The organism is Acetanaerobacterium sp. MSJ-12 (assembly GCF_018917875.1).
Lineage (GTDB): Bacteria > Bacillota > Clostridia > Oscillospirales > Ruminococcaceae > Bittarella > Bittarella massiliensis.
The window spans coordinates 1-21,178 of record NZ_JAHLPK010000015.1; the positions used below are offsets into that span (position 1 = coordinate 1).

A 21,178-nucleotide genomic window follows, 5' to 3' on the forward strand; every position below is an offset into this window, starting at 1 on the left:
GGCCCCCGCCGCTGCCCCTGCTCCGGCCCCTGCCGCCGCTCCGGCCCCCGCTGCCGCCCCCGCCGGTGCCGCCGGCGCCGTGAAAATTGAGGCCCCCATGCCCGGCACCATCCTCGACATCAAGGTCGCCGCCGGCGCCGCCGTCAAAAAGGGCGACGTGCTGGCAATCCTGGAAGCCATGAAGATGGAGAACGAGATCATGTGCCCGCAGGACGGCACCGTCGCCTCCATCAACGTGCAGAAGGGCGACTCGGTCAACTCCAACGATTTGATTATGACCCTCCAGTAAAGCATACCTGGAAGGAGAAAGAGGTACTGGTTTATGGCTAAAATTGGAATTACAGAAACCGTATTGCGCGACGCACACCAGTCCCTGTTTGCCACCCGGATGACCATGGACGACATGTTGCCGATTTTGGGCGAGATGGACAAAGTGGGCTACCATTCGGTGGAAGCTTGGGGCGGCGCCACCTTCGACGCCTGCATCCGCTTTTTGGACGAAGACCCCTGGGACAGACTGCGCACCATCAAAAAACACATGCCCAACACCCCCATCCAGATGCTCTACCGGGGGCAGAACTGCCTGGGCTACCGCCACTACGCCGACGACGTGGTGGAGTACTTCGTCGAGAAGTCGGTGGCCAACGGCATCGACGTCATCCGCATCTTTGACGCCCTCAACGACATCCGCAACCTGCAGGCGTCTATCCGCGCCACCAAGCGCCAGAACGCCCACCTGCAGGCCTGCATCTCCTACACCACCTCCCCGGTGCACAACATCCCCTACTTTGTGCAGTACGCCAAGGAGCTGGAGAACGAGGGCGCCGACTCCATCTGCATCAAGGACATGGCGGGCCTGTTGACCCCCTACACCGTCTTTGATTTGGTGAAGGCCCTGAAGGAGAACGTGAAGATCCCCATTCAGCTGCACTCCCACTACACCTCCGGCCTGGCCTCCATGGTGCTGCTCAAGGGCATCGAGGCGGGCGCCGACGTGATCGACACCGCCATCTCCCCCCTGGCGCTGGGTACCTCCCACGCCCCCACCGAGTCAATGGTGGCCGCCCTGGCCGGGACCGAGTACGACACCGGTCTGGACCTGAACCAGCTCAACAAGGTGCGGGAGTACTTTGCCAAGATCCGCACCAAGTACATCGAGAACGGGATGATCTCGCCCAAGGTCCTGGGCGTGGACGCCAACACCCTGCTCTACCAGGTGCCCGGCGGCATGATCTCCAACCTCATCAGCCAGCTGAAACAGGCCGGCAAAGAGGACAAATTTGAAGAGGTGCTGCAGGAGATCCCCCGCGTCCGCAAAGACGCCGGCTATCCCCCGCTGGTCACCCCCACCTCGCAGATCGTCGGCACCCAGGCGGTGTTCAACGTCATCGGCGGGGAGCGCTACAAGATGGTCACCAAGGAGTTCAAGGGCCTGGTGCGCGGCGAATACGGCCGCACCCCGGTGGAGATCGAGCCCGATTTCGTCAAGAAGATCATCGGCGACGACGAGCGGATCACCTGCCGCCCCGCCGACCTGATCGAGCCCGAGCTGGATAAGCTGCGGGCCGAGTGTGCTGACTACATGCAGCAGGAAGAGGACGTGCTGACCTACGCCCAGTTCGGCCAGGTCGCGGTCAAGTTCTTCGAGAACCGCCGCAACAAGCAGCTGCACATCGACGGCGAGCACGTGGACACCCAGAACAAGGTCCACCCCCTGTAAGCAGAGCGCACAAAGGGCGCAGTCCCTGCTGTGAATCGATAGGAAAGACAGCCGGAAGGTAACGAAGCCTTCCGGCTGTCTTTTTTTGCCGTTTTCGCGCCCCAACTCTGCCGGAGGTGTCAAATTGCTCCCGCGAAAGGCTTCCCGAAAGGAGGGACGAAGAAGGCGCAAAAAGAAGGGCAGGCTCTGGGGGGGAGGTGTCCTCGATTGCCGGTTTGGCGGTGGCGTGGGCATTATGAAAAGATATTCGATGCCCCGAGGGACTGGGCCCAGATAAGGCCCTTTTGGGATTGGTGCAGATCGCCTGTTTCAGCGGTGACTTTGCCTGGAAGGAGGAAATCTGCAATGCAAGGGGAGGGGGATGGGATGGCCCTTGACAGGCGGCGAGGCGAAGTGGTACAATCCATATGACCAAATAGAAAAATATAGTCATATAGATTGGAGGGCGGCCCATGCCCAGATTCAGCGCCGGGGAAAGGGAGATCATCCGGCAGAGATTGATGCGAGAAGGGGAGCGGCTATTTGCCGCGTTCGGGGTGAAAAAGGTCACCGTCGACGAGATCGTGCGGGCCACCGGCATCGCCAAGGGCACCTTTTACACCTTTTATCCCAGCAAGGAACACCTGTATCTGGACATTGCGGGGAACCTGCAACTTCAGATGTGGCGCGATATGGACGCGTTTTTAAAGGAACACCGCGCCCTGCCGCCGAGGGCGCTCTGCAAGGGGTGTTTCCTCTGGATGTTTGACGAGTTGCAGCGCTACCCCATGCTCAGGCAGGCCGACGGGGAGACCGCCGACTACCTCTACCGCAAGCTGCCCCCGGAGGCGATCGAGGCGCACACCCAGGACGACAGGCGGGAGCTGGCCAAGTTGGAGGAATTCGGCATCCGCTTTGCCTGCGGGCCGGAGATCGCCACCAAGGCCCTGCAGACCCTGGCCGTCGCCTTTCTCAATTTGCAGCAGGAGGGGGCGGACAGCAGGCAGGCCGTGATGGAAATCATTCTGGACGGCGTATTGAAGGAGTTGATCGTCGATGAGGACCATTGAGGTGGAAAACCTCTCGTTTCGATACCCGTCCGCCAAGGGGGACACCGTCCGCGAAATCGATTTTTCCGTAGAGCAGGGGGAGGTGTTCGGCTTTCTCGGCCCGTCCGGGGCGGGCAAGAGCACCCTGCAAAAGATCCTGACGGGGACCCTCCGGGAATACCGGGGGAGCGTCCGCGTCTTCGGGATCGAGATGAAGCGGCGGCGGAGCGACTACTACCAGCACATCGGCGTGGACTTTGAGTTCCCCAACTTTTACGGCAAATTCACCGCGCGCGAGAATCTGCGGTATTTCGCCTCCCTCTACGCCGGCGAGACGGCCGACCCGATGGCGCTTTTAGAGCGGGTGGGCCTGCACCGCGACGCAGACAAGCGGGTCGACAGCTTTTCCAAGGGGATGAAGATGCGCCTCGGCTTTGTGCGCGCGCTGCTGCACGACCCCGCCCTGCTCTTCCTCGACGAGCCGACCAGCGGCCTGGACCCGGCGAATGCAAGGGTGTTGAAGGGGATGATACGGGAGGAGAGGGAGCGGGGAAAGACCGTCATCCTCACCACCCACAACATGCACGACGCGCAGGAGCTCTGCGACCGGGTCGCCTTTATCGCCGACGGCTCTGTGCGGGCCCTTGACACCCCCTGTGCACTGCGCAGGGGAGATGGAGCGACAGAGGTGGAGTACAGCTTTCGGGACGGCGAAGGGGAGGGCCGAGGCAGTTGCGCCCTGGCCGAACTGGGCGCCTCGCCGGCGTTTCGGGCCGCGCTGCAGCGGGGCGACCTGACGAGCATCCACTCCAAGGAGCGGACGCTGGAGGACGTGTTCATTGCGCTGACCGGAAAGGGGCTGCGATGAGATTTTTAAGTGCCCTGAAAAACGACATCCGCTTTCAGGTAAAATACGGGTTTTATTTTCTCTATGCCTTTTTTAGCGCCGTCTATATCGGCGTGCTGGCGATGGTGCCCCCGGCGTATCGAGACGCGGTCGCCGCCCTCGTCATCCTGACCGACCCCGCCATGCTGGGCATCTTCTTCATCGGCGGGATCTGGCTGTTGGAGCGGGGGGAGGGACTTCACCGCTTTTGGTGCGTTTCCCCCCTCCGCCCGGTGGAGTACGTCCTCTCCAAGGCCGTCTCCCTGGCGGTTTTGTCAACGGTATCGGCCGACCTCATTGCCCTTGTCTCCCTGGGGAGAGGGGTTCACCTGGCGGGTCTCTCCCTGGGGGTATTTGCCGGGGCGGTGGTGCTCAATCTCATCGGGCTGACGGTCGCCTCCCGCGCCCGCTCTGTCAACCACTATCTGACGGTGGTCATCCTCCCCCTGACCGCCCTGACGGCCCCGCCCGTTTTGACGGCCTTCGGGCTCTCCCACCCGCTCTTGGAGATGGTTCCGAGCACGGCCCTCTGGCGCGCAATTGCCGGCTCCATCGGCTTGGCGCAGGGGGCGGGCGGCTGGCTGTGGGGGGTGCTCGCCCTCTGGTTCGGGCTGGCGCTGGTCTGGGCCGACAGGTGCGTCGGGGACGCCCTGCGGGCAGAAGGGGGAGAGGGCAGATGAGAAACACGGGAAAACTCTTTGCCGCCGGCCTGCGGCAGATAGCGAGGGACGGGATGCTGCTGGTCCTGGTCCCAGCGCCCCTTTTTGCCGGGCTGTTCTTTCGCTTTGCCATCCCCCTGATCGACCGCGCGCTGACGGAGCGGTTTTCCTTCTCCATCGCGGCGTGGTACGGCCTGGCCGACGGCATGCTCATCTGCCTCGCGCCCATGTTTGTGGCCATCATCTCGGCATTCCTGATTCTGGAGGAGCGGGACGAGGGCCTGGGGGCTTTCTACCAAATCACCCCCTCGGCGGGGTATCCCTACCTGCTGGCGCGCATCGGCATCCCGATGGGGTGGGCGCTGGGGGTCACCCTGCTGGTCGCCCTGGCCTTCAAGCTCTCGCCCCTGTCCTTTCAAACCGTTCTCCAAAGTGCGATCGTCAGCAGCCTGACCGGCGTTTTTTTGGCGATGATGGTGGTCTCATTGGCCGGGAATCGGGTGGAGGGGCTGGCCGTCTCAAAGCTGACGGGAATCAGCTTTTCCGGACTCATCCTGCTGTGGTTTGTCCCGGCCCCCCACCACTATTGGCTGGCGTTCCTCCCCTCTTTTTGGATCGGCAAACTGGTGATGGAGGGTGCAGATCCCCTTTCGTTTGCACTGGGGATCCTCACCTGTCTGCTGTGGATCGCCCTCTTCACAAGGCGGTTTTTGAGGAGGGTGTAGGCCGCTTCGCCCCGCCCCGCGGTCGGGAGTGGCGCAGGGAGGGTTTCCTTGCACTGCCTATAATCCCCATCTCCTCCCACCCGGCGGCAAATCGTCCCGGGTGCTGGACAGGGGGGCTAACCGGCAAAACCCTGCTGAAAAAGGGTGGTCTGCGGGTTTGCTCTGCCGCGTGCAAGTCTCCCTTCTGCACTTGACCAGTGTACCGAGATGCTAGCCGGCAGTGGTGGTGGGTGTGGACCGTCTTACCCCGCCCCGCGGTCGGGAGTGGCGCAGGGAGCGTTTTCCCGCGCTGCCTGTGAACCCCAGCTTCTCCTGCCCGGCGGCAAAATGACCTGGATGCTGGGCAGGGGGAAGGCCGACCGGCAAAGCCCTGCTGAGAAAGGGCAGTCTGTAGGTTCACTCGGCTGCACACAAGCCTCTCTCCGCACCTGACCGGCGCCCCGAGGCGCCAGCCGACACACCGGCGCGTTGGAGGGGGGAGGCCGCTTTGCTCTGCACCCGCTGTTCAAGGCGGCGGGGACGTTTTCTCGCACCGCTTGTAAAGCCAACCTTCTTCCACCCGGCAGCAAAACGGCCCGGGTGCTGGGCAGGGGAAAGGCCGACCGGCAAAGCCCTGCTGAAAAAGGACGGTCTGCGGGTTTGCCCCGGCACGTGCAAGCCTCCCTTCTGCACTTGGCCAGTGTACCGAGATGCCAGCCAGCAGTGGTGGTGGGTGTAAACCGTCTTACTCCGTCCTCACTGTCTAAGTCGGTGACAGAGAGCGTTTCCTTGCGCCACCTATAAACTCAAGTTCCTCCCGTCCGGCAGCAAACCGGCCCAGGTGCTGGACAGGGGGCTGACAGGTAAAACCTTGCTGAGAAAAGGGCGGTCTGCGGGTTTGCCCCGTTGCGTGCAAGTCCCTCTCTGTCCCCCGCATAGCGCCCAGAGCGCCGCCAAGTGGCGCTGTATTCTCCTTCCCTTGTCGGCCGCCTGCGGGCGGCCATTCCTTTTTTGTGGAGAGCCCCGTCCACAGGAGAGTGGCAGGGCGGCGGAGGGGGAAAACAAATTTGCGAGAAAACTGCAGATTGGCGGAGAAAACGGCCCAAAATAGAAGAGGTGCGGTTGACAGTGACCGCCCCAAAATAGTAAAATAGATAAAAATAGGGGCGGCCCAAACGAGAGCCGGACGCCCCCGCCCGCCAGGGGACAGGAGTCACCGGTGGCGCGCCACAAAACCGCCCTTTTTAGGGGCGGCGATAGGGAGTAAAACAGGCGCCTGCGGGCCGCCGCCAGGCGGAGCCACGCGGGCTGTTTTGTGCCGGTGAAACGATGAGAAGAGGGGCGAATGGATGGTTCGGAGCATGACCGGGTACGGCCGCAGCCAGCAGCAGCTGGGCGGCTACGACATCCTGCTGGAAATCAGGAGCGTCAACCACCGCTACTTTGAGTTCTCCTGCAAGACGCCGCGGATGTACGGCTATCTGGAGGACAGGCTAAAGGCCTTTGTGCAGGAGCGGGTCTCCCGCGGCAAAATTCAGGTCAACCTCTACCTGCAGCGGCTCGACGGGGGGGACGAGGTCATCGCCGTCAACCGGGCGGTGGCCCAGGGCTATTTGCAGGCCCTGCGGGAGGTGCGCGCCGAGCTGGACGTGGACGACGACATCGCCCTCTCCGACATCGCCCGGCTGCCCGACGTCTTTGCCGTCCGCCGCGCGCAGGAGGACCCCGAGGCCGTCTGGTCCCTGGTCGCCCAGGTGGCCGAGGCCGCGGTGGACGAGTTTCTCGCCATGCGGGCCGCCGAGGGGGAGCGGATGAAGGCCGACATCCTCGCCCGCGCCCAGGCGGTGCTCGGCTATGTGGCCAAAATCGAGGCCGCCGCCCCCCAGACGGTGAGCGCCTACCGGGACAGGCTCTACGCCAAGTTGCAGGAGCTGCTGGGCGACCGCCAGATCGACGAGGGGCGGCTGCTCACCGAGGCGGCCCTCTTTGCCGACAAGGTGGCCACCGACGAGGAGACGGTGCGGCTGCGCAGCCACGTGGCCTCGCTGGAAGAGATCCTGGCCGGGGGCGAGGCGGTGGGCCGCAAGCTGGATTTCCTGGTGCAGGAGTTCAACCGCGAGGCCAACACCATCGGCTCCAAGTGCTCCGACGTGGCCATCAGCAAGCTGGTGGTGGAGATGAAGTCGGAGATCGAGAAGATGCGCGAACAGGTGCAGAATATTGAGTAAGCGGCCCCAGGCCGGAAAGGAATCGCTATGAAACTGATCAACATCGGCTTTGGCAACATGGTGTCGGCCAACCGGCTCATCGCCATTGTCAGCCCGGAGAGCGCCCCCATCAAGCGGATCATCCAGGACGCCCGGGATAAGGGCCTGCTCATCGACGCCACCTACGGGCGGCGGACGAGGGCGGTCATCGTCACCGACAGCGACCACGTCATCCTCTCGGCCGTGCAGCCCGAGACCATCGGCAACCGGCTGGACAAGGGGGAGGACCTGCTGGAGGAGGATGAAGATGAATAACCGCGGGATCCTGTTTGTCCTCTCCGGCCCCTCGGGCAGCGGCAAGGGCACGGCCATCAAAGAGCTGATGGGCCGCCGCCCGCTGAAGCTGTCGGTCTCGGCCACCACCCGCGCCCCCCGCCCCGGCGAGGTGGACGGGGTGCAGTACTACTTCTTGAGCAAAGAGGAGTTCGAGCGGCGGATCGCCGACGGCGAGATGCTGGAATACGTCAACTACTGCGGCAACTACTACGGCACCCCCAAGGCGCCGGTGGAGGAGAGCCTGGCCGCCGGCCAGGACGTGCTGCTGGAAATCGAGGTCACCGGGGCCAAAAACATCCGCACCCTGGCGCCCGAGGCGACGCTGCTCTTCGTCATCCCCCCCAGCATGAAGGAGCTGCGCCGCCGGCTGGAGGGCCGCGGCACCGAGGACGCCGCCACCATCGAGCGGCGGCTGGCGGTGGCCAAAGAGGAGTTGCGGCAGTACGGCCTGTACGACTACGTGGTGCTCAACGACACCGTCGAGAGCTGCGCCGACCAAATCGAGACCATTATGGAAGCGCAGAAGCGCGCCTCCCGCTACATGGGACAAATTATGGAAAGAGTGATGGAAGAATGTTAAGACCTGCACTGAGTGAACTGCTGAAACCCAACCAGAGCTATTACATGCTGGTGGTGGCCGTGGCCAAACGCGCCCGGGAAATCGTGGACGAGGCCGCCGAGGAGGAGCGCATCCTGGTGGAAAAGCCGGTGAAGCTGGCGGTGATGGAGTTTGCAAAAGGCGTTTGCTCCATCCGGGACGACGGCAGAAACGACTGACAAGCGCACCCCGCACAGCGGGCGGCGCGCGCAGGAGGGATGAATGATGGACCTGACCGGCAAGAAGATTTTACTGGGGATCACCGGCGGCATCGCCGCCTACAAGATGGCCAACGTGGCCTCGGCCCTCACCAAAGAAGGGGCCGAGGTCCACGTCCTCATGAGCGAGAACGCCACCCAGTTCATCACCCCCCTCACCTTTGAGACCCTCACCCGGCGCAAGGCCTATGTCGACACCTTCGACCGGGTCTTTTCCTGGGATGTCAAGCACATCTCCCTCACCGAGGGGGCCGACCTCTTCGCCGTGGCCCCGGCCACCGCCAACTTCATCGCCAAGGCGGCCTGCGGCCTGGCCGACGACATGCTCACCACCACCTTTTTGGCCGCCACCTGCCCCAAGCTGGTGGCCCCGGCCATGAACGTGAACATGTACGAAAACCCCGCCACCCAGCAAAACATCGAGACCCTGCGCCGGCGGGGGATGCTGATCGTCGAGCCGGACAGCGGCTACCTGGCCTGCGGGGTCACCGCCAAGGGGCGGCTGCCTGAGCCCCCGGCCCTGGTGGAGGCCATCCACCGCATCCTCTTCCCCCCCAAGCGGGATCTGGAGGGGGTGCGGCTGCTGGTGACCGCTGGCCCCACCCGGGAGTATTTGGACCCGGTGCGCTTTCTCAGCAACCGCTCCACCGGGAAGATGGGCTATGCCATCGCCGCCGCGGCCCAGCGCCGGGGGGCGGTGGTGACCCTGGTCACCGGCAAGGTGTCCCTGGCTCCCCCCGAGGGGGTGGAGACGGTCCCCGCCGAGTCGGCGGAGGAGATGTACCGGGCGGTGATGGACCGGCTGGACGGGCAGGACATGGTGGTCAAGGCGGCGGCGGTGGCCGACTTCACCCCGGCCCAGACGGCGGGGGACAAGCTGAAAAAAGACCAGCTGGACGGCCGCATCGAACTGGTGCGCACCAAGGACATCCTGGCGGCGGTGGGGGAGCGCGCCCGCCCCGACCAGGTGATCTGCGGCTTCTCGATGGAGACGAGGGATCTGGTGGAGAATTCGTCCAAGAAACTCGCCTCCAAGCGCGCCGACATGATCGTGGCCAACAACCTCAAGCAGCCCGGCGCCGGGTTCGAGGTGGACACCAACGTGGCGACCCTCCTCACCAAAGAGGGGGCGGAGGAGCTGCCCCTGCTGCAAAAGGGGGAGTTGGCCGACCGGCTGCTGGACCGGCTGCTCGCCCTCTGGCAGGCCAAGCGGGGCGAGCACTAGAGCTGCGCGGGGGCGCGGCGGAGCGGCCTTTGGCGCCCGCGGCCGCGGGCGCCCGGCGCGCCTGGCCCCGCGATGGAAAATAGAAGAGAGGAGGCGGCTTTGTCTGTGCCCGAAACGGTTGCGAAAATAGCGGTGGACAATGCCGCCTTTTACTTTGACAAGCCCTTTAGCTACAAAATCCCCCCCGCCCTGCGGGAGGAGGTCGCCCCCGGGGCGCGGGTCACCGTCCCCTTTGGGCGGGGGAACAAGCGCCGCAGCGGCCTGGTGCTGGAACTCTGCCAGGAGGAGGACACCTCCCGCTGCAAGGAGATCGCCAGCGTCTACGACCGGGAGCTCTGCGAGAACGAGGAGCTCTTCAAGCTGGTTTTCTACCTGCGGGAGACCACCTTCTGCACCTACTACGACGCGGCCAAGGCCATCCTCCCGGCGGGGGTGGGGATCACCATCAAGGAGTATTTCCTCCTGCGCGAGGAGCTGCTGCCCGCCGCCCTCACCCCCCGGCAGCAGTCGGCGGTGGAGGCCCTGCGCGCCCGCCGGGGGCGGCTCCTCTGCGCCGATTTGCTGGCGGCGACCGGCTGGAAGCCGGACGCCAGGGAGCTGCGGGAGCTGCTGGAGTGCGGCGCCCTGGAGCGGGACTACCAGAACCGCCGCCGCTACGGCGGGGACCAGATCACATGGGCCAAGGCCATTCCCTTTACAGGTAAGCTGACCCCCAAGCAGAAGGCGGTCTATGACTGGCTCTGCACCAGGGAGGAGGGGGCCACCTTGAAAGAGCTGCTCTACCAGACCGGGGTGGGGCGGACGGTGGTGGACAACCTGAAAAAGAAGGGGGCCCTGGCCCTCTTTGAGCGGGAGAGCTACCGCGAGGTCTTCGACGTGGCCGGGCGGGAGGACCCGGGCGGGGTGGTGTTGACCCCGGCCCAGGCGGCGGTCTACGATCCCCTGTCGGCGGCCATGGCAAAACGGGCCTACGGCTGCTCGCTCCTCTACGGGGTCACCGGCTCGGGCAAGACCCTGGTCTTCATCAAGCTGATCGAAAACGCCCTGCGCCTGGGCAAACAGGCAATTTTGCTGGTGCCGGAAATCGCCCTCACCCCCCAGGTCATCACCCGCTTCAAGACCCTCTTCGGGGAGCGGGTGGCGGTCCTGCACAGCGGCCTCTCGGTGGGGGAGCGGGCCAGCGAGTACCGGCGGATCAAGGAGGGGAAGGCCGACATCGCCATCGGCACCCGCTCGGCGGTCTTCGCCCCCCTGCGAAACATCGGCATCATCATCCTGGATGAGGAGCAGGAGGGGAGCTACCACTCCGACTCCTCCCCCAAGTACCACGCCCGGGACGTGGCCCGCTTTCGTGCCAAATACCACGCCGCGCAGCTGGTGCTGGCCTCCGCCACCCCCAGCGTGCTAACCTTCAGCGCCGCCAAGCGGGGGGAGATCGCCCTCTACCAGCTGCCGGAGCGGTACTCCGGCAACGCCCTGCCCCAGGTGGAGCTGGTGGACATGAAGGCGGAGCTGGCCTCGGGCAACACCTTTGAGATCTCCCGCCCCCTGGCCCGGCAGATCCAACTGGCCGTGGGCGCGGGGCACCAGGTGATCTTGCTCATCAACCGCCGGGGGTACAACACCACCGCCGTCTGTTCGAGCTGCGGGGCGGTGGCCCGCTGCAAGCACTGCGACATCCCCCTGACCTACCACCGGCAAAACGGGCGGCTGGTCTGCCACTACTGCGGCTACTCGGTGGAGCTGACCGGCCGCTGCGACAACTGCGGCGACAGCCACCTGCGGCTGTTGGGGGCCGGCACTCAAAAGGTGGAGGACCAGTTGGAACTCCTCTTCCCCGAGGCGCGCATCCTGCGCATGGACACCGACACCACCGTCAGCAAGGACTCCCACCGCGCCTTTTTACAGGCCTTTGCCGGGGGGGAGTACGACATCCTGGTGGGCACCCAGATGGTGGCCAAGGGGCTGGACTTCCCCAACGTCACCCTGGTGGGGGTGCTGGGGATCGACCACGTGCTGGGCGGCCAGAGCTACCGCAGCTTTGAGCGCTGCTTCTCCCTGGTGACCCAGGTGGTGGGCCGGGGCGGCCGGGGCGCCCAGTCGGGGCGGGCGGTCATCCAGACCTTCGACCCCCAAAACTGGGTGCTGGGCCTGGCCTCCCGCCAGGACTACGACGCCTTTTTCGCCGAGGAGATGCAGGCCCGCAAGTACCTGCTCTACCCACCCTTTTGCGACCTCTGCCTGATCGGCCTCACCGGGGCCAAGCGGGAGCGGTGCATCGAGGCGGGCCGGGCGCTGATGGAGATCTTGCAGCGGCTGGCCCAGGGCAGCTACCGGGGGGTGCCCCTGCGGCTGATGGGCCCCACCCCCTTTTTGGTGGAGCGCGTCAGCGACAAGTACCGCTACAAGATCATCGTCAAGTGCAAGAACAACCGCACCTTCCGCGCCCTGCTGCGAGAGGCCATCGCCGCCCTGGCCCAGCAGGTTTCCCTGCGGGATGTGGCGGTGGGGGTAGATTTTCACCCCGACAATGAGATATAATAGACGCGATAAGGCAATTTTCGCCCGTTTGCCCCCCCTCGGGGCCGGGGCGTCCACAGACTGTGCGATAGAGAAGGAGCAGGTAGACCATGGCAATGCGCAACATCGTGACCAAGGAGCAGGAGCTCCTGCGAAAGAAGAGCCGCCCGGTGGAGAAGTTTGACGAGAAACTGGCCCAGCTGGTGGAGGACATGATCGAGACCATGAACGAGGCCGACGGGGTCGGCCTGGCCGCCCCCCAGGTGGGGCTTCTGCGCCGGGTGGTGGTCATCGACGTGGGGGAGGGGCCGATGGAGCTGGTCAACCCCGAGATCCTCTCCCGCGAGGGGGAGGAGGAGGCGGTGGAGGGCTGCCTCTCCTTCCCGGGGGAGTTCGGCTTTGTCACCCGCCCCTACAAGGTGAAGGTCCGCTACCAGGACCGCACCGGCCAGGTGCTGGAAAAGGAGGGGGAGGACCTCTTCGCCCGCTGCGTCTGCCACGAACTCGACCACCTGGACGGGGTGCTGTTTGTGGACAAGGCCAGCCAGATCCTCACCAAGGAAGAGCTGGCCGAACTCATCGCCCAGCAAGAAGGGGAGGAGGGGGAGCAGTAGCCCCCCTCCCGCGAAAGGCGGTTTGCAGATGGACATCGTATTTATGGGGACCCCCGACTTTGCCGAAAAGAGCCTGCAGGCCCTGCTGGAACATGGCTTTTCGGTCAAGGCCGTCTACACCCAGACCGACAAGCCGGTGGGCCGCAAGCGGGTGCTGACCCCGCCCCCGGTCAAGGTGCTGGCCCAGCGCCACGGCATCCCGGTCTACCAGCCCAAGAGCCTGCGCCGGCTCGAGGTGCAGGAGGAACTGCGCGCCCTGGCCCCCGACTTGATCGTGGTGGTGGCCTACGGCAAGATCCTCCCCAAGGAGGTCATCGACCTGCCCCCCCTGGGCTGCGTCAACGTCCACGGCTCCCTGCTGCCCCGCTACCGGGGGGCCGCCCCCATCCAGTGGGCGGTCATCAACGGGGAGAAGGAGACCGGCGTCACCACCATGTACATGGACGAGGGGGTGGACACCGGGGACATCATCCTCCAGTCCACCACCCCCATCGGCCCAGAGGAGACCTCCGGCGAGCTCTTTGACCGGCTGGCCGCCCAGGGGGCAGAGCTGCTGGTGGAGACCTTGCGCCTGGTGGAGCGGGGCGAGGCCCCCCGCCGGGCGCAGGAGGGGGAGTCCTGCTACGCCTCCATGCTCGACAAGGAACTGGCCGAACTGGATTTCAATGCCCCCGCCCAGGCGGTGCACGACCGGGTGCGGGGTCTAAACCCCTGGCCGGTGGCCTATACTTTTTTCGGCGGCAAGAAGTGCAAGGTCTTTTCCTGTGAGGTGGTCCCCGGCCCCTTTGCGGCGCCCCCCGGCTGCGCGGTGGCCGACGGCTCCCTCTGTATCGCCTGCGGCGACGGCAGCGGGGTGCGGCTGAAAGAAGTCCTCTTGGAGGGCGGCAAGCGCACCACCGAGGCCGACTTTCTGCGCGGCCACCCGGTCAAGGCGGGGGACCGCTTCGCCGGCTGACCCGCCCTGACCTTGCCCTCGCCCTTGCCCCGGGAAGGAGAATTTGCAAATGCCCTTTTTTCTAATCGACCGATATTACCTGCTGCTGGTGGTGCCCGCCCTCCTGGTGACCCTCTGGGCCCAGGTGCGGGTCAAGTCCACCTTTGCCAAGTACAGCCACGTCTTTTCCCGCCGGGGCTTTACCGGCAAGGACGCGGCCCTCTACATCCTGCGGCAAAACGGGGTGACAAACGTCTCGGTGAGCGAGACCGGCGGCCACCTCAGCGACCACTACGACCCCCGGGCGGGGGTGATCCGCCTCTCGGGGGAAGTCTACTCCGGCACCTCGGTGGCCTCCATCGGGGTGGCCGCCCACGAGGCGGGGCACGCCCTCCAACACGCCCAGGGGTATTTTCCCCTCACCCTGCGAAACGCCATCATCCCCATCACCAACATCGGCTCTACCCTCTCGGGGCCCCTCATCCTGCTGGGCTTCATCATGGGGATGGGGCCGCTGGTGGACGTGGGGATCCTGCTGTTTTCCCTGGTGGTGGTCTTTCAATTGGTGACCCTGCCGGTGGAGTTCAACGCCAGCCGCCGGGCCGTCGCCATCCTCGGCGACGCCGGGCTGCTGGAGGGGGAGGAGCTCACCGGCGCCAAGCGGGTGCTGAGCGCCGCCGCCCTCACCTATGTGGGCAGCCTGTTGGTCTCCCTGGCCAACCTGCTGCGACTGATCTTGCTTTTCGGACGGAGGAACCATGACTGACAGACAGACGAGCGAGCGGCTGGTGGCCGCCAAGGCCCTCTGCCGGGTGGAGACCGGCGGCTACGCCGGGGCGGTGTTGGACCAGGCCTTGGAGCAGAGCGGGCTGGAACCCCGGCAGCGGGCCCTGGCCACCCGGCTGGTCTACGGGGTCACCAGCTGCAAATACCGGCTGGACGAAGCCGTCGACCGGCTCTGCGGGGGGCGGCCCCTCTCGGTGCAGGTGCGCACCATCCTCCGCCTGGGGCTCTACCAGCTGGCCTTCTGCGACGGCATCCCTGCCAGCGCCGCCGTCAACGAGACGGTGAAGCTGGCTGGCCCCCTGCGCCAGATCGGGGCCACCGGGCTCTGCAACGCCGTGCTGCGCCGCTTCCTGCGGGAGGGGAAACCCCTCTACGAGGGGGAGGACCTGTCGGTGCGCTATTCGGTGGAACCCTGGATCGCAAAGCTCTGGCAAAAGCGCTACGGCTGCGACACCTGCCGCGCCCTGCTGGAGGCCTTTGCGGGCGAGTTCCCCACCTTTGTGCGGGTCAACACCCAAAAGACCACCGCCTCGGCCCTGCTGGCCCGTTGGCGGGCGGCGGGGATCCCCACCGCCGAGACCGGGTGTGAAAACGCCCTGCGGCTGGAGGCGGCGGGCCGGGTGCCCGACCTGCCCGGCTTTGCCGAGGGGCTCTTTCACGTGCAGGACCTCTCCTCCCAGTACTGCGCTCTGGCCCTGGGCGCCAAGCCGGGGGAGCGGGTGATCGACTTCTGCGCCGCCCCGGGCGGCAAGAGCTTCACCCTGGCCCAGATGATGGGGGACGAAGGCGAGCTTCTCGCCTGCGACCTGCAGGGCTACAAGGCCGCCCTCATCGCCGAGGGGGCGCAGCGGCTGGGGCTCTCCGCCGTGCGCGCCCAGGTGCACGACGCCCGGCAGCCCCTCCCGGGCGGGGAGGCGGACCGCATCCTCTGCGACGTGCCCTGTTCGGGGCTGGGGGTGATGGGCAAAAAGCCCGACCTGCGCTACAAGCGGCGCGACGAGGTGAAGGACCTGCCCAGCCTGCAGCTGGACATCCTCAAAAACGCCGCCGAACACCTGCGGGTGGGGGGCGAACTGGTCTACTCCACCTGCACCCTCAACCCGGCGGAGAACCAGGGGGTCTTCGGCAAATTCCTGCGGGACGACGGGCGGTTTGTCCGCGTCCCCATCGAACCGGCCTGCCCCGGCGCGGTGAAGGAGGAGGAGACTCTCACCCTCTTTCCCCACAAGACCGGGACCGACGGCTTCTTTATGGCCAAGTGCAGGCGAGTAAAATGAGCGGAGGAGAACGGCCAATGACAGACATCCGCAGCCTCTCCCAGGGGGAGTTGGAGGACCTTTTGACCCAGTGGGGGCAGCTCCGGTACCGGGCGGGCCAGCTCTTTGACTGGCTGCACAAAAAGGGGGCGGACTCCTTTGCGGAGATGAAAAACCTCCCCGCCGCCCTGCGGGAGCAGTTGGCGGGGGAGTGCTTCATCGCCACCGCCGCCGTGGAGCGCAAGCTGGTCTCCCAGCTCGACGGCACGGTGAAATACCTCTTTCGCCTGCGCGACGGCGAGATGGTGGAGGGGGTGGTGATGCGCTACAAGCACGGCCTCTCCATCTGCCTCTCCACCCAGGTGGGCTGCAAGATGGGCTGCTCCTTCTGCGCCTCCACCCTGGCGGGCTTTGTCCGCAGCCTCACCGCCGGGGAGATGCTGGCCCAGATCTACACCGCCTCCCGCGATTTGGGGGAGCGCATCGGCAACGTGGTGCTCATGGGCATCGGCGAGCCGCTGGACAACTACGAGCAGGTGCTGCGCTTCATCCGAAACGTCACCAGCCCCAAGGGGCTCGACCTCTCGCCCCGGCACATCACCCTCTCCACCTGCGGGCTCTGCGACCAGATCCGCCGGCTGGCCGACGAACAGCTGCCCATCACCCTCTCCATCAGCCTGCACGCCCCCTTCGACGAGATGCGGGACCGGCTGATGCCGGTCAACCGGCGCTACAACATCGCCCAGCTGCTGGACGCCTGCCGCTACTACGCCGAAAAGACCGGGCGGCGGGTCTCCTTTGAATACACCCTCATCGCCGGGGTCAATGACACCCCGGCCTGCGCCGACCGGCTGGCCCAGCTCTGCCGGGGCTTTTTGAGCCACGTCAACCTGATCCCGGTCAACGCCGTGGAGGAGACCGGCTACACCCACGGCAGCGAGCGGGAGATCCGCGCCTTTCAGGAGCGGCTGGTCCGCCAGGGGGTCAACGCCACGGTGCGGCGGACCCTGGGGGCCGACATCTCCGCCGCCTGCGGCCAACTGCGCAGGCAAGAGCAGCACAATTAGGAGGAAAACACCATGTTGCGAATCGTATCGAATACCGACAAAGGGCTGGTGCGCGACCAAAACCAGGACGCGGCCAAGTCCGGCGCCCTGGCGGACGGGACCATCTGGTCCTGCGTCTGCGATGGGATGGGCGGCGCCGTGGGCGGCAACATCGCCAGCCGGGTGGTGGTGGACTCCTTCGCGGAGTCGGCGGGCTCCCTCTCGGGCGAGTACAGCGCCGAGACGGTGAAGAACTTCCTCATCGCCGCCGTCAACCGGGCCAACGCTCTGGTCTGCCAGCGCATCGAGGAGGACCCCTCCCTGGCGGGGATGGGGACCACCGTGGTGGCCTGCGTGGTCAAGAGCGGGTTTGCCCACATCGCCCACGTGGGGGACAGCCGGGCCTACAAGCTGGGGCCCGGGGGGATCGCCCAACTGACCAAGGACCACTCGATGGTGCAGGTGCTGGTGGAGCAGGGGCAGATCGCCCCGGAAGAGGCCAAGACCCACCCCAAGCGCAACATCATCACCCGGGCCGTCGGCATCTCCCGCAATGTGGATGTGGACTACGAGGAGGTCCCCCTGGAAGAGGGGGAGATGCTGCTGCTGTGCACCGACGGGGTCAGCGGCCCGCTGGAGGACGAAGAGATGTTGCAGATCGTGCGCGAGACGGACTTTTTCCAGGCCACCGCCGCCCTCGTCGAGGCGGCCAACGCCCGGGGCGGCAGCGACAACGCCACCGCCGTGCTCATCGGTTAAAGGGGGAGAGAAGAGAATGGACAAGTACATTGGAAAACGGCTGGACGGCCGCTACCTGGTGGAGGAACTCATCGGCATCGGCGGGATGGCCAACGTCTACAAGGCCACCGACTTGCTGGAGCACACCACCGTGGCCGTCAAGATCCTCAAGGACGAATTCGCCGAGAGCGACGAGTTCCTGCGCCGGTTCAAAAACGAATCCAAGGCCATCTCCCTGCTGTCTCACCCCAACATCGTCAAGGTCTTTGACGTGAGCTTCAGCGAAAAGGTCAACTACATCGTCATGGAGTACATCGACGGCATCACCCTCAAGGAGTACATCCAGCAAAAAGACGTCCTCCCCTGGAAGGACGCGGTCCACTTCATCACCCAGATCCTGCGGGCCCTGCAGCACGCCCACGACCGGGGCATCGTCCACCGGGACATCAAGCCCCAAAACATTATGCTGCTGCCCGACGGCTCCCTCAAGGTGATGGATTTCGGCATCGCCCGCTTTGCCCGCAGCGAGAACCGCACCATCACCGACCGCGCCATCGGCTCGGTGCACTACATCAGCCCCGAGCAGGCCCGCGGCGACGAGACCGACGCCAAGGCCGACCTCTACTCGGCCGGGGTCATCCTCTTCGAGATGCTCACCGGCCAGCTGCCCTTCGAGGCGGACACCGCCGTGTCGGTGGCCATCAAGCAGATCTCCGACCTGCCGGTCTCCCCCCGCCAGCTCAACCCCGACATCCCCGAGGGACTGGAGGAGATCACCCTCAAGGCCATGCAGAAGGATGTGGACCGGCGCTACCAGTCCGCCTCTGAGATGCTCGCGGACATCGAGGAGTTCAAGCGCAACCCCTCCATCAGCTTCCAGTACAAGTACTTCGTGGACTCCGAGCCCACCAAGTACATGGACGCCATCAAGGAGGTGCGCACCGAGCAGGAGGAGCCCGCCCCCGAGAAAAAGGGCGGCAAGAAGAAAAAGAAGAAGGGCTTTTTCTCCATCTTCTATAAAGACGACGGCAGCCGCAACAATATGGCCATCCTCGCCGGGATCGCCAGCGCCTTTCTGGTGGCGGCCATGCTCCTCATCGGGGGGATGGCCATCTTCTCCACCGGCATCTTCGGCGGCCGGGTCGCCGCCCCCAACTTAGTGGGGATGAGTTTGGAGGACGCCAAGGCCAAGTACCCCGACTTCAAGTACAAGGAGGGGGACCCGGTCTTCAGCGACGAGATCGAGGCCGGGCTGATTGCCGAGCAGAGCCCCAAGGGCAATGCCCGGATGAAGAAAAACGGCACCATTGAGGTGCACCTGAGCCAGGGCCCCGAGGTGTTGGTGGTGCAGGACGTCTACGGGATGGAGGCCTCCGCCGCCGAGGCGGCGCTGCGCAAGCAGGGCCTCAAGCCGATCATCGAGCACAAGAAGAGCGACAGCGTGCCGGTGAACTTCGTCATCGAGACCAACCCCGCCAAGGGCACCGAGGTGCAGAAGGGGGACGAGGTCACCATCTACGTCAGCCAGGACGAGGACACCGAGGAGCAGGTGAAGGTCCCCCTCCTCTCGGGCACCGACAAGGCGGGCGCCGAGTCGGCCCTCAAGGGCGTCGGCCTCACCCTGGGCAAGGTGACCGAGGTGGAGAGCGACAAGCCCAAGGGCATCGTGGTGGGGCAGGACCCCGCCGACGGCACCGAGGTGGACACGGGCACCATCGTCAACATCGAAGTCAGCAAGGGGCCGGAAAAGCCGAAGGATGTACCTGTCACAGTTACGTTACCCAAAGGAATTGGAAGTATAAAGCTCAAAGTTTACCAAGACGGCAAGGAAATGAACGGTGAAGGGGGAGATATCAACCCTAACTACGGTGGCAGCGGTTCATACACAGTCACAATTTCTGGTTTAAAAAGTGATATGCCTGTTACCATAACTTTTGAAATCAATGGAACTGAATATAAGAGCTATAAAGTCAACTTTGCTACAGGGACAGCAGAAAGTATCCCCGAACGCGATAATTCTAATAATGCCGCCTTCAAGCCCGCGCCCACCCCCTCTTCCAGCCAGTCGGCGGCCCAGGGCGGCAGCGCCGGCGGCGAGGTGAAGGGGTAAGATGCCAAAGGGACTCATCTTAAAGGCCATCAGCGGGTTTTACTACGTCGAGAGCGATGGCAGGACCTACGCCTGCCGGGCCAAGGGGGCCTTTCGCAACCAGCACATCAAACCCCTGGTGGGGGACTGGGCCCTCTTCACCCCCGAGGGGGAGGGCGGCCGGGTGGAGGAGATCCTCCCCCGCAAAAACAGCTTCATCCGCCCCCCGGTGGCCAACATCGACCAGTTTTTCTTTGTGGTCAGCGCCTGCAGCCCGGCGCCCAACCTCTTTGTGCTCGACAAGCTGATTTCCATCGCCGAGTACAAGGGGGTGGAGCCGGTCATCGTCCTCACCAAGTTGGACATGGAGGAGGCCGACCGTATCGCCGCCATCTATCAAAAGGCGGGCTTCTCCGTCCTGCGGGTGGACTACCGCTCCAGCGGCTGGCGCGCCCCGCTGGAGCGCTGCCTGCAGGGCAAGGTCTCGGCCTTCTGCGGCAACTCAGGGGTGGGCAAGTCCACCCTCATCAACCACCTGGGGTTCACCCCCGAGATCGAGACCGGGGAGATCAGCGACAAGCTGGGCCGGGGGCGGCACACCACCCGCCAGGTGGAGCTCTACCCCCTGCCCTTTGGCGGCTATCTGGCCGACACTCCCGGCTTTTCCGACGTGCAGCTGCACCGGCAGGAGCAGATCCTCAAGGACCAACTGCCCTACACCTTTCGGGAGATGGCCCCCTACCTGGACGGCTGCCAGTTCACCGGCTGCTCCCACACCTGCGAAAAGGGGTGTGCGGTGCTGGCGGCGGTGGCGGCAGGGGAGATCCCCCCCAGCCGCCACGAGAGCTACTGCGCCCTCTACGAGGCGGTCAAGGACATCGCCCCCTGGGAGCTGGAGGGCGGCAAAAAATCGTGAATGATTTGGGTCGGGGCCGCCGGGCGACGGCGGCCCCGACTGATGTGAGAGGGGAGAGAGAAGCGGTGAAAGAGCGCTGTGTGGTGGTGGGGGCGGCCCCCCTGGAGAGCGACCGGGTCCTGGGGCAGATCGACCCCGCCCGGGACTATGTCATCTGCGCCGACGGGGGGATCGACCACCTGCGCCGGGTGGGCCTGACCCCCGACTTGCTGATGGGGGACTTGGACTCGGCCAGCAGCCCCATGGAAGGGGTGGAGGTGGTGGCCTTTGACCCGGTGAAGGACGACACCGACACCCACATCGCCCTCAAGCGGGGGCTGGCCCTGGGCTACCGGGACTTTTTGCTGCTGGGCTGTACTGGCGGGCGGTTGGACCACACCCTGGCCAACCTGCAAAGCCTCTATTTTCTCAAGCGGCAGGGGGCCGACGGCTGCCTGCTCGACGACCGCCACCGCATCTTCTTTTTGTGGGAGGAGGAGCGGGAGATCCTGCGGGAGGACTACCGCTACCTCTCCTTCTTCGCCTACGGGGGCGAGGCGGCGGGGGTCACCCTGCAAGGGGTCAAATACCCTCTGCACGAGCACCTGCTGACCCCCGATTTTCCCCTGGGCGTCAGCAACGAGATCACCGGAAAAAGCTGCAAAGCAGCGGTCAAAAAGGGGTGTTTGCTGGCCGTTTTGGCCAGGGAGTGAACCCCC

21 protein-coding genes are annotated in these 21,178 nt (G+C 65.1%); all 21 read left to right on the top strand.

Annotation, left to right across the window (positions count from 1 at the left end):
- Positions 1–289, top strand: a 289-nt coding sequence (locus tag KQI11_RS12820) for a biotin/lipoyl-containing protein (protein WP_216402399.1), incomplete at its 5' end; no start/stop codon positions are given.
- 33 nt (positions 290–322) lie between these two features.
- A complete protein-coding gene (locus KQI11_RS12825; protein ID WP_059005214.1) occupies positions 323–1,720 on the top strand; it encodes an oxaloacetate decarboxylase subunit alpha in 1,398 nt (465 codons plus the stop codon).
- Between the two features lie 452 nt (positions 1,721–2,172).
- The gene (locus KQI11_RS12830; protein ID WP_216402400.1) at positions 2,173–2,769 is read left to right on the top strand and encodes a TetR/AcrR family transcriptional regulator; all 597 of its coding nucleotides are present in this window, start codon (positions 2,173–2,175) and stop codon (positions 2,767–2,769) included.
- Positions 2,756–3,616: an ABC transporter ATP-binding protein gene (locus KQI11_RS12835; RefSeq protein WP_216402401.1), complete on the top strand. Its 861-nt coding sequence runs from the start codon at positions 2,756–2,758 to the stop codon at positions 3,614–3,616. The genes KQI11_RS12830 and KQI11_RS12835 overlap by 14 nt, the downstream gene beginning before the upstream one ends.
- The gene (locus KQI11_RS12840; RefSeq protein WP_216402402.1) at positions 3,613–4,314 is read left to right on the top strand and encodes a fluoroquinolone export ABC transporter permease subunit; all 702 of its coding nucleotides are present in this window, start codon (positions 3,613–3,615) and stop codon (positions 4,312–4,314) included. The genes KQI11_RS12835 and KQI11_RS12840 overlap by 4 nt, the downstream gene beginning before the upstream one ends.
- Complete coding sequence (locus tag KQI11_RS12845; RefSeq protein WP_216402403.1) at positions 4,311–5,018, top strand: Rv2686c family ABC transporter permease subunit; 708 nt, start codon at positions 4,311–4,313, stop codon at positions 5,016–5,018. Before KQI11_RS12840 ends, KQI11_RS12845 begins: the two co-directional genes overlap by 4 nt.
- Before the next feature lie 1,328 nt (positions 5,019–6,346).
- Positions 6,347–7,225: a YicC/YloC family endoribonuclease gene (locus KQI11_RS12850; RefSeq protein WP_185915040.1), complete on the top strand. Its 879-nt coding sequence runs from the start codon at positions 6,347–6,349 to the stop codon at positions 7,223–7,225.
- A gap of 21 nt (positions 7,226–7,246) precedes the next feature.
- On the top strand, positions 7,247–7,519 hold the full coding sequence (gene remA, locus KQI11_RS12855; protein WP_044992062.1) for an extracellular matrix/biofilm regulator RemA: 273 nt from the start codon (positions 7,247–7,249) through the stop codon (positions 7,517–7,519).
- Positions 7,512–8,120 carry a guanylate kinase gene (gene gmk / locus KQI11_RS12860; protein ID WP_059005212.1) on the top strand — a complete coding sequence of 203 codons (609 nt, stop codon included), beginning with the start codon at positions 7,512–7,514 and terminating at the stop codon, positions 8,118–8,120. The genes remA and gmk overlap by 8 nt, the downstream gene beginning before the upstream one ends.
- Entirely contained in the window at positions 8,114–8,317 is a 204-nt protein-coding gene (rpoZ, locus tag KQI11_RS12865) for a DNA-directed RNA polymerase subunit omega (RefSeq protein WP_185915041.1), read from the top strand. Before gmk ends, rpoZ begins: the two co-directional genes overlap by 7 nt.
- 46 nt (positions 8,318–8,363) lie before the next feature.
- Positions 8,364–9,581, top strand: a complete 1,218-nt coding sequence (coaBC, locus tag KQI11_RS12870; protein WP_216402418.1) for a bifunctional phosphopantothenoylcysteine decarboxylase/phosphopantothenate--cysteine ligase CoaBC — start codon at positions 8,364–8,366, stop codon at positions 9,579–9,581.
- 105 nt (positions 9,582–9,686) lie between these two features.
- A complete protein-coding gene (priA, locus tag KQI11_RS12875) occupies positions 9,687–12,122 on the top strand; it encodes a replication restart helicase PriA (RefSeq protein WP_216402404.1) in 2,436 nt (811 codons plus the stop codon).
- A gap of 89 nt (positions 12,123–12,211) precedes the next feature.
- A complete protein-coding gene (def, locus tag KQI11_RS12880; RefSeq protein ID WP_185915043.1) occupies positions 12,212–12,715 on the top strand; it encodes a peptide deformylase in 504 nt (167 codons plus the stop codon).
- A gap of 28 nt (positions 12,716–12,743) precedes the next feature.
- Positions 12,744–13,670 (top strand): methionyl-tRNA formyltransferase, encoded by a 927-nt coding sequence (gene fmt / locus KQI11_RS12885; protein ID WP_216402405.1) that lies wholly within the window; start codon positions 12,744–12,746, stop codon positions 13,668–13,670.
- A gap of 49 nt (positions 13,671–13,719) precedes the next feature.
- On the top strand, positions 13,720–14,415 hold the full coding sequence (locus KQI11_RS12890) for a zinc metallopeptidase (RefSeq protein WP_185915045.1): 696 nt from the start codon (positions 13,720–13,722) through the stop codon (positions 14,413–14,415).
- Positions 14,408–15,712: a 16S rRNA (cytosine(967)-C(5))-methyltransferase RsmB gene (gene rsmB / locus KQI11_RS12895; RefSeq protein ID WP_216402406.1), complete on the top strand. Its 1,305-nt coding sequence runs from the start codon at positions 14,408–14,410 to the stop codon at positions 15,710–15,712. Before KQI11_RS12890 ends, rsmB begins: the two co-directional genes overlap by 8 nt.
- A 17-nt stretch (positions 15,713–15,729) precedes the next feature.
- On the top strand, positions 15,730–16,758 hold the full coding sequence (gene rlmN, locus KQI11_RS12900) for a dual-specificity RNA methyltransferase RlmN (protein WP_216402407.1): 1,029 nt from the start codon (positions 15,730–15,732) through the stop codon (positions 16,756–16,758).
- A 12-nt stretch (positions 16,759–16,770) separates the two neighbouring features.
- Positions 16,771–17,496, top strand: a complete 726-nt coding sequence (locus KQI11_RS12905) for a Stp1/IreP family PP2C-type Ser/Thr phosphatase (protein ID WP_185915048.1) — start codon at positions 16,771–16,773, stop codon at positions 17,494–17,496.
- Between the two features lie 16 nt (positions 17,497–17,512).
- Positions 17,513–19,585, top strand: a complete 2,073-nt coding sequence (gene pknB / locus KQI11_RS12910; RefSeq protein WP_216402408.1) for a Stk1 family PASTA domain-containing Ser/Thr kinase — start codon at positions 17,513–17,515, stop codon at positions 19,583–19,585.
- Between the two features lies 1 nt (position 19,586).
- Entirely contained in the window at positions 19,587–20,480 is an 894-nt protein-coding gene (gene rsgA / locus KQI11_RS12915; RefSeq protein WP_216402409.1) for a ribosome small subunit-dependent GTPase A, read from the top strand.
- Between the two features lie 65 nt (positions 20,481–20,545).
- A complete protein-coding gene (locus KQI11_RS12920; RefSeq protein WP_216402410.1) occupies positions 20,546–21,172 on the top strand; it encodes a thiamine diphosphokinase in 627 nt (208 codons plus the stop codon).
- Positions 21,173–21,178: the final 6 nt, after the last annotated feature.

Excerpts from the sequence above, each read along its gene's own strand:
- KQI11_RS12845 (WP_216402403.1), top strand. The coding sequence starts at position 4,311 with ATGAGAAACACGGGAAAACTCTTTGCCGCCGGCCTGCGGCAGATAGCG.
- KQI11_RS12830 (WP_216402400.1), top strand. The coding sequence starts at position 2,173 with ATGCCCAGATTCAGCGCCGGGGAAAGGGAGATCATCCGGCAGAGATTG.
- KQI11_RS12835 (WP_216402401.1), top strand. The coding sequence starts at position 2,756 with ATGAGGACCATTGAGGTGGAAAACCTCTCGTTTCGATACCCGTCCGCC.
- KQI11_RS12840 (WP_216402402.1), top strand. The coding sequence starts at position 3,613 with ATGAGATTTTTAAGTGCCCTGAAAAACGACATCCGCTTTCAGGTAAAA.
- fmt (WP_216402405.1), top strand. The coding sequence starts at position 12,744 with ATGGACATCGTATTTATGGGGACCCCCGACTTTGCCGAAAAGAGCCTG.
- KQI11_RS12850 (WP_185915040.1), top strand. The coding sequence starts at position 6,347 with ATGGTTCGGAGCATGACCGGGTACGGCCGCAGCCAGCAGCAGCTGGGC.
- rlmN (WP_216402407.1), top strand. The coding sequence starts at position 15,730 with ATGACAGACATCCGCAGCCTCTCCCAGGGGGAGTTGGAGGACCTTTTG.
- pknB (WP_216402408.1), top strand. The coding sequence starts at position 17,513 with ATGGACAAGTACATTGGAAAACGGCTGGACGGCCGCTACCTGGTGGAG.
- rsgA (WP_216402409.1), top strand. The coding sequence starts at position 19,587 with ATGCCAAAGGGACTCATCTTAAAGGCCATCAGCGGGTTTTACTACGTC.
- KQI11_RS12890 (WP_185915045.1), top strand. The coding sequence starts at position 13,720 with ATGCCCTTTTTTCTAATCGACCGATATTACCTGCTGCTGGTGGTGCCC.
- KQI11_RS12825 (WP_059005214.1), top strand. The coding sequence starts at position 323 with ATGGCTAAAATTGGAATTACAGAAACCGTATTGCGCGACGCACACCAG.
- gmk (WP_059005212.1), top strand. The coding sequence starts at position 7,512 with ATGAATAACCGCGGGATCCTGTTTGTCCTCTCCGGCCCCTCGGGCAGC.
- rpoZ (WP_185915041.1), top strand. The coding sequence starts at position 8,114 with ATGTTAAGACCTGCACTGAGTGAACTGCTGAAACCCAACCAGAGCTAT.
- coaBC (WP_216402418.1), top strand. The coding sequence starts at position 8,364 with ATGGACCTGACCGGCAAGAAGATTTTACTGGGGATCACCGGCGGCATC.
- def (WP_185915043.1), top strand. The coding sequence starts at position 12,212 with ATGGCAATGCGCAACATCGTGACCAAGGAGCAGGAGCTCCTGCGAAAG.
- rsmB (WP_216402406.1), top strand. The coding sequence starts at position 14,408 with ATGACTGACAGACAGACGAGCGAGCGGCTGGTGGCCGCCAAGGCCCTC.
- KQI11_RS12905 (WP_185915048.1), top strand. The coding sequence starts at position 16,771 with ATGTTGCGAATCGTATCGAATACCGACAAAGGGCTGGTGCGCGACCAA.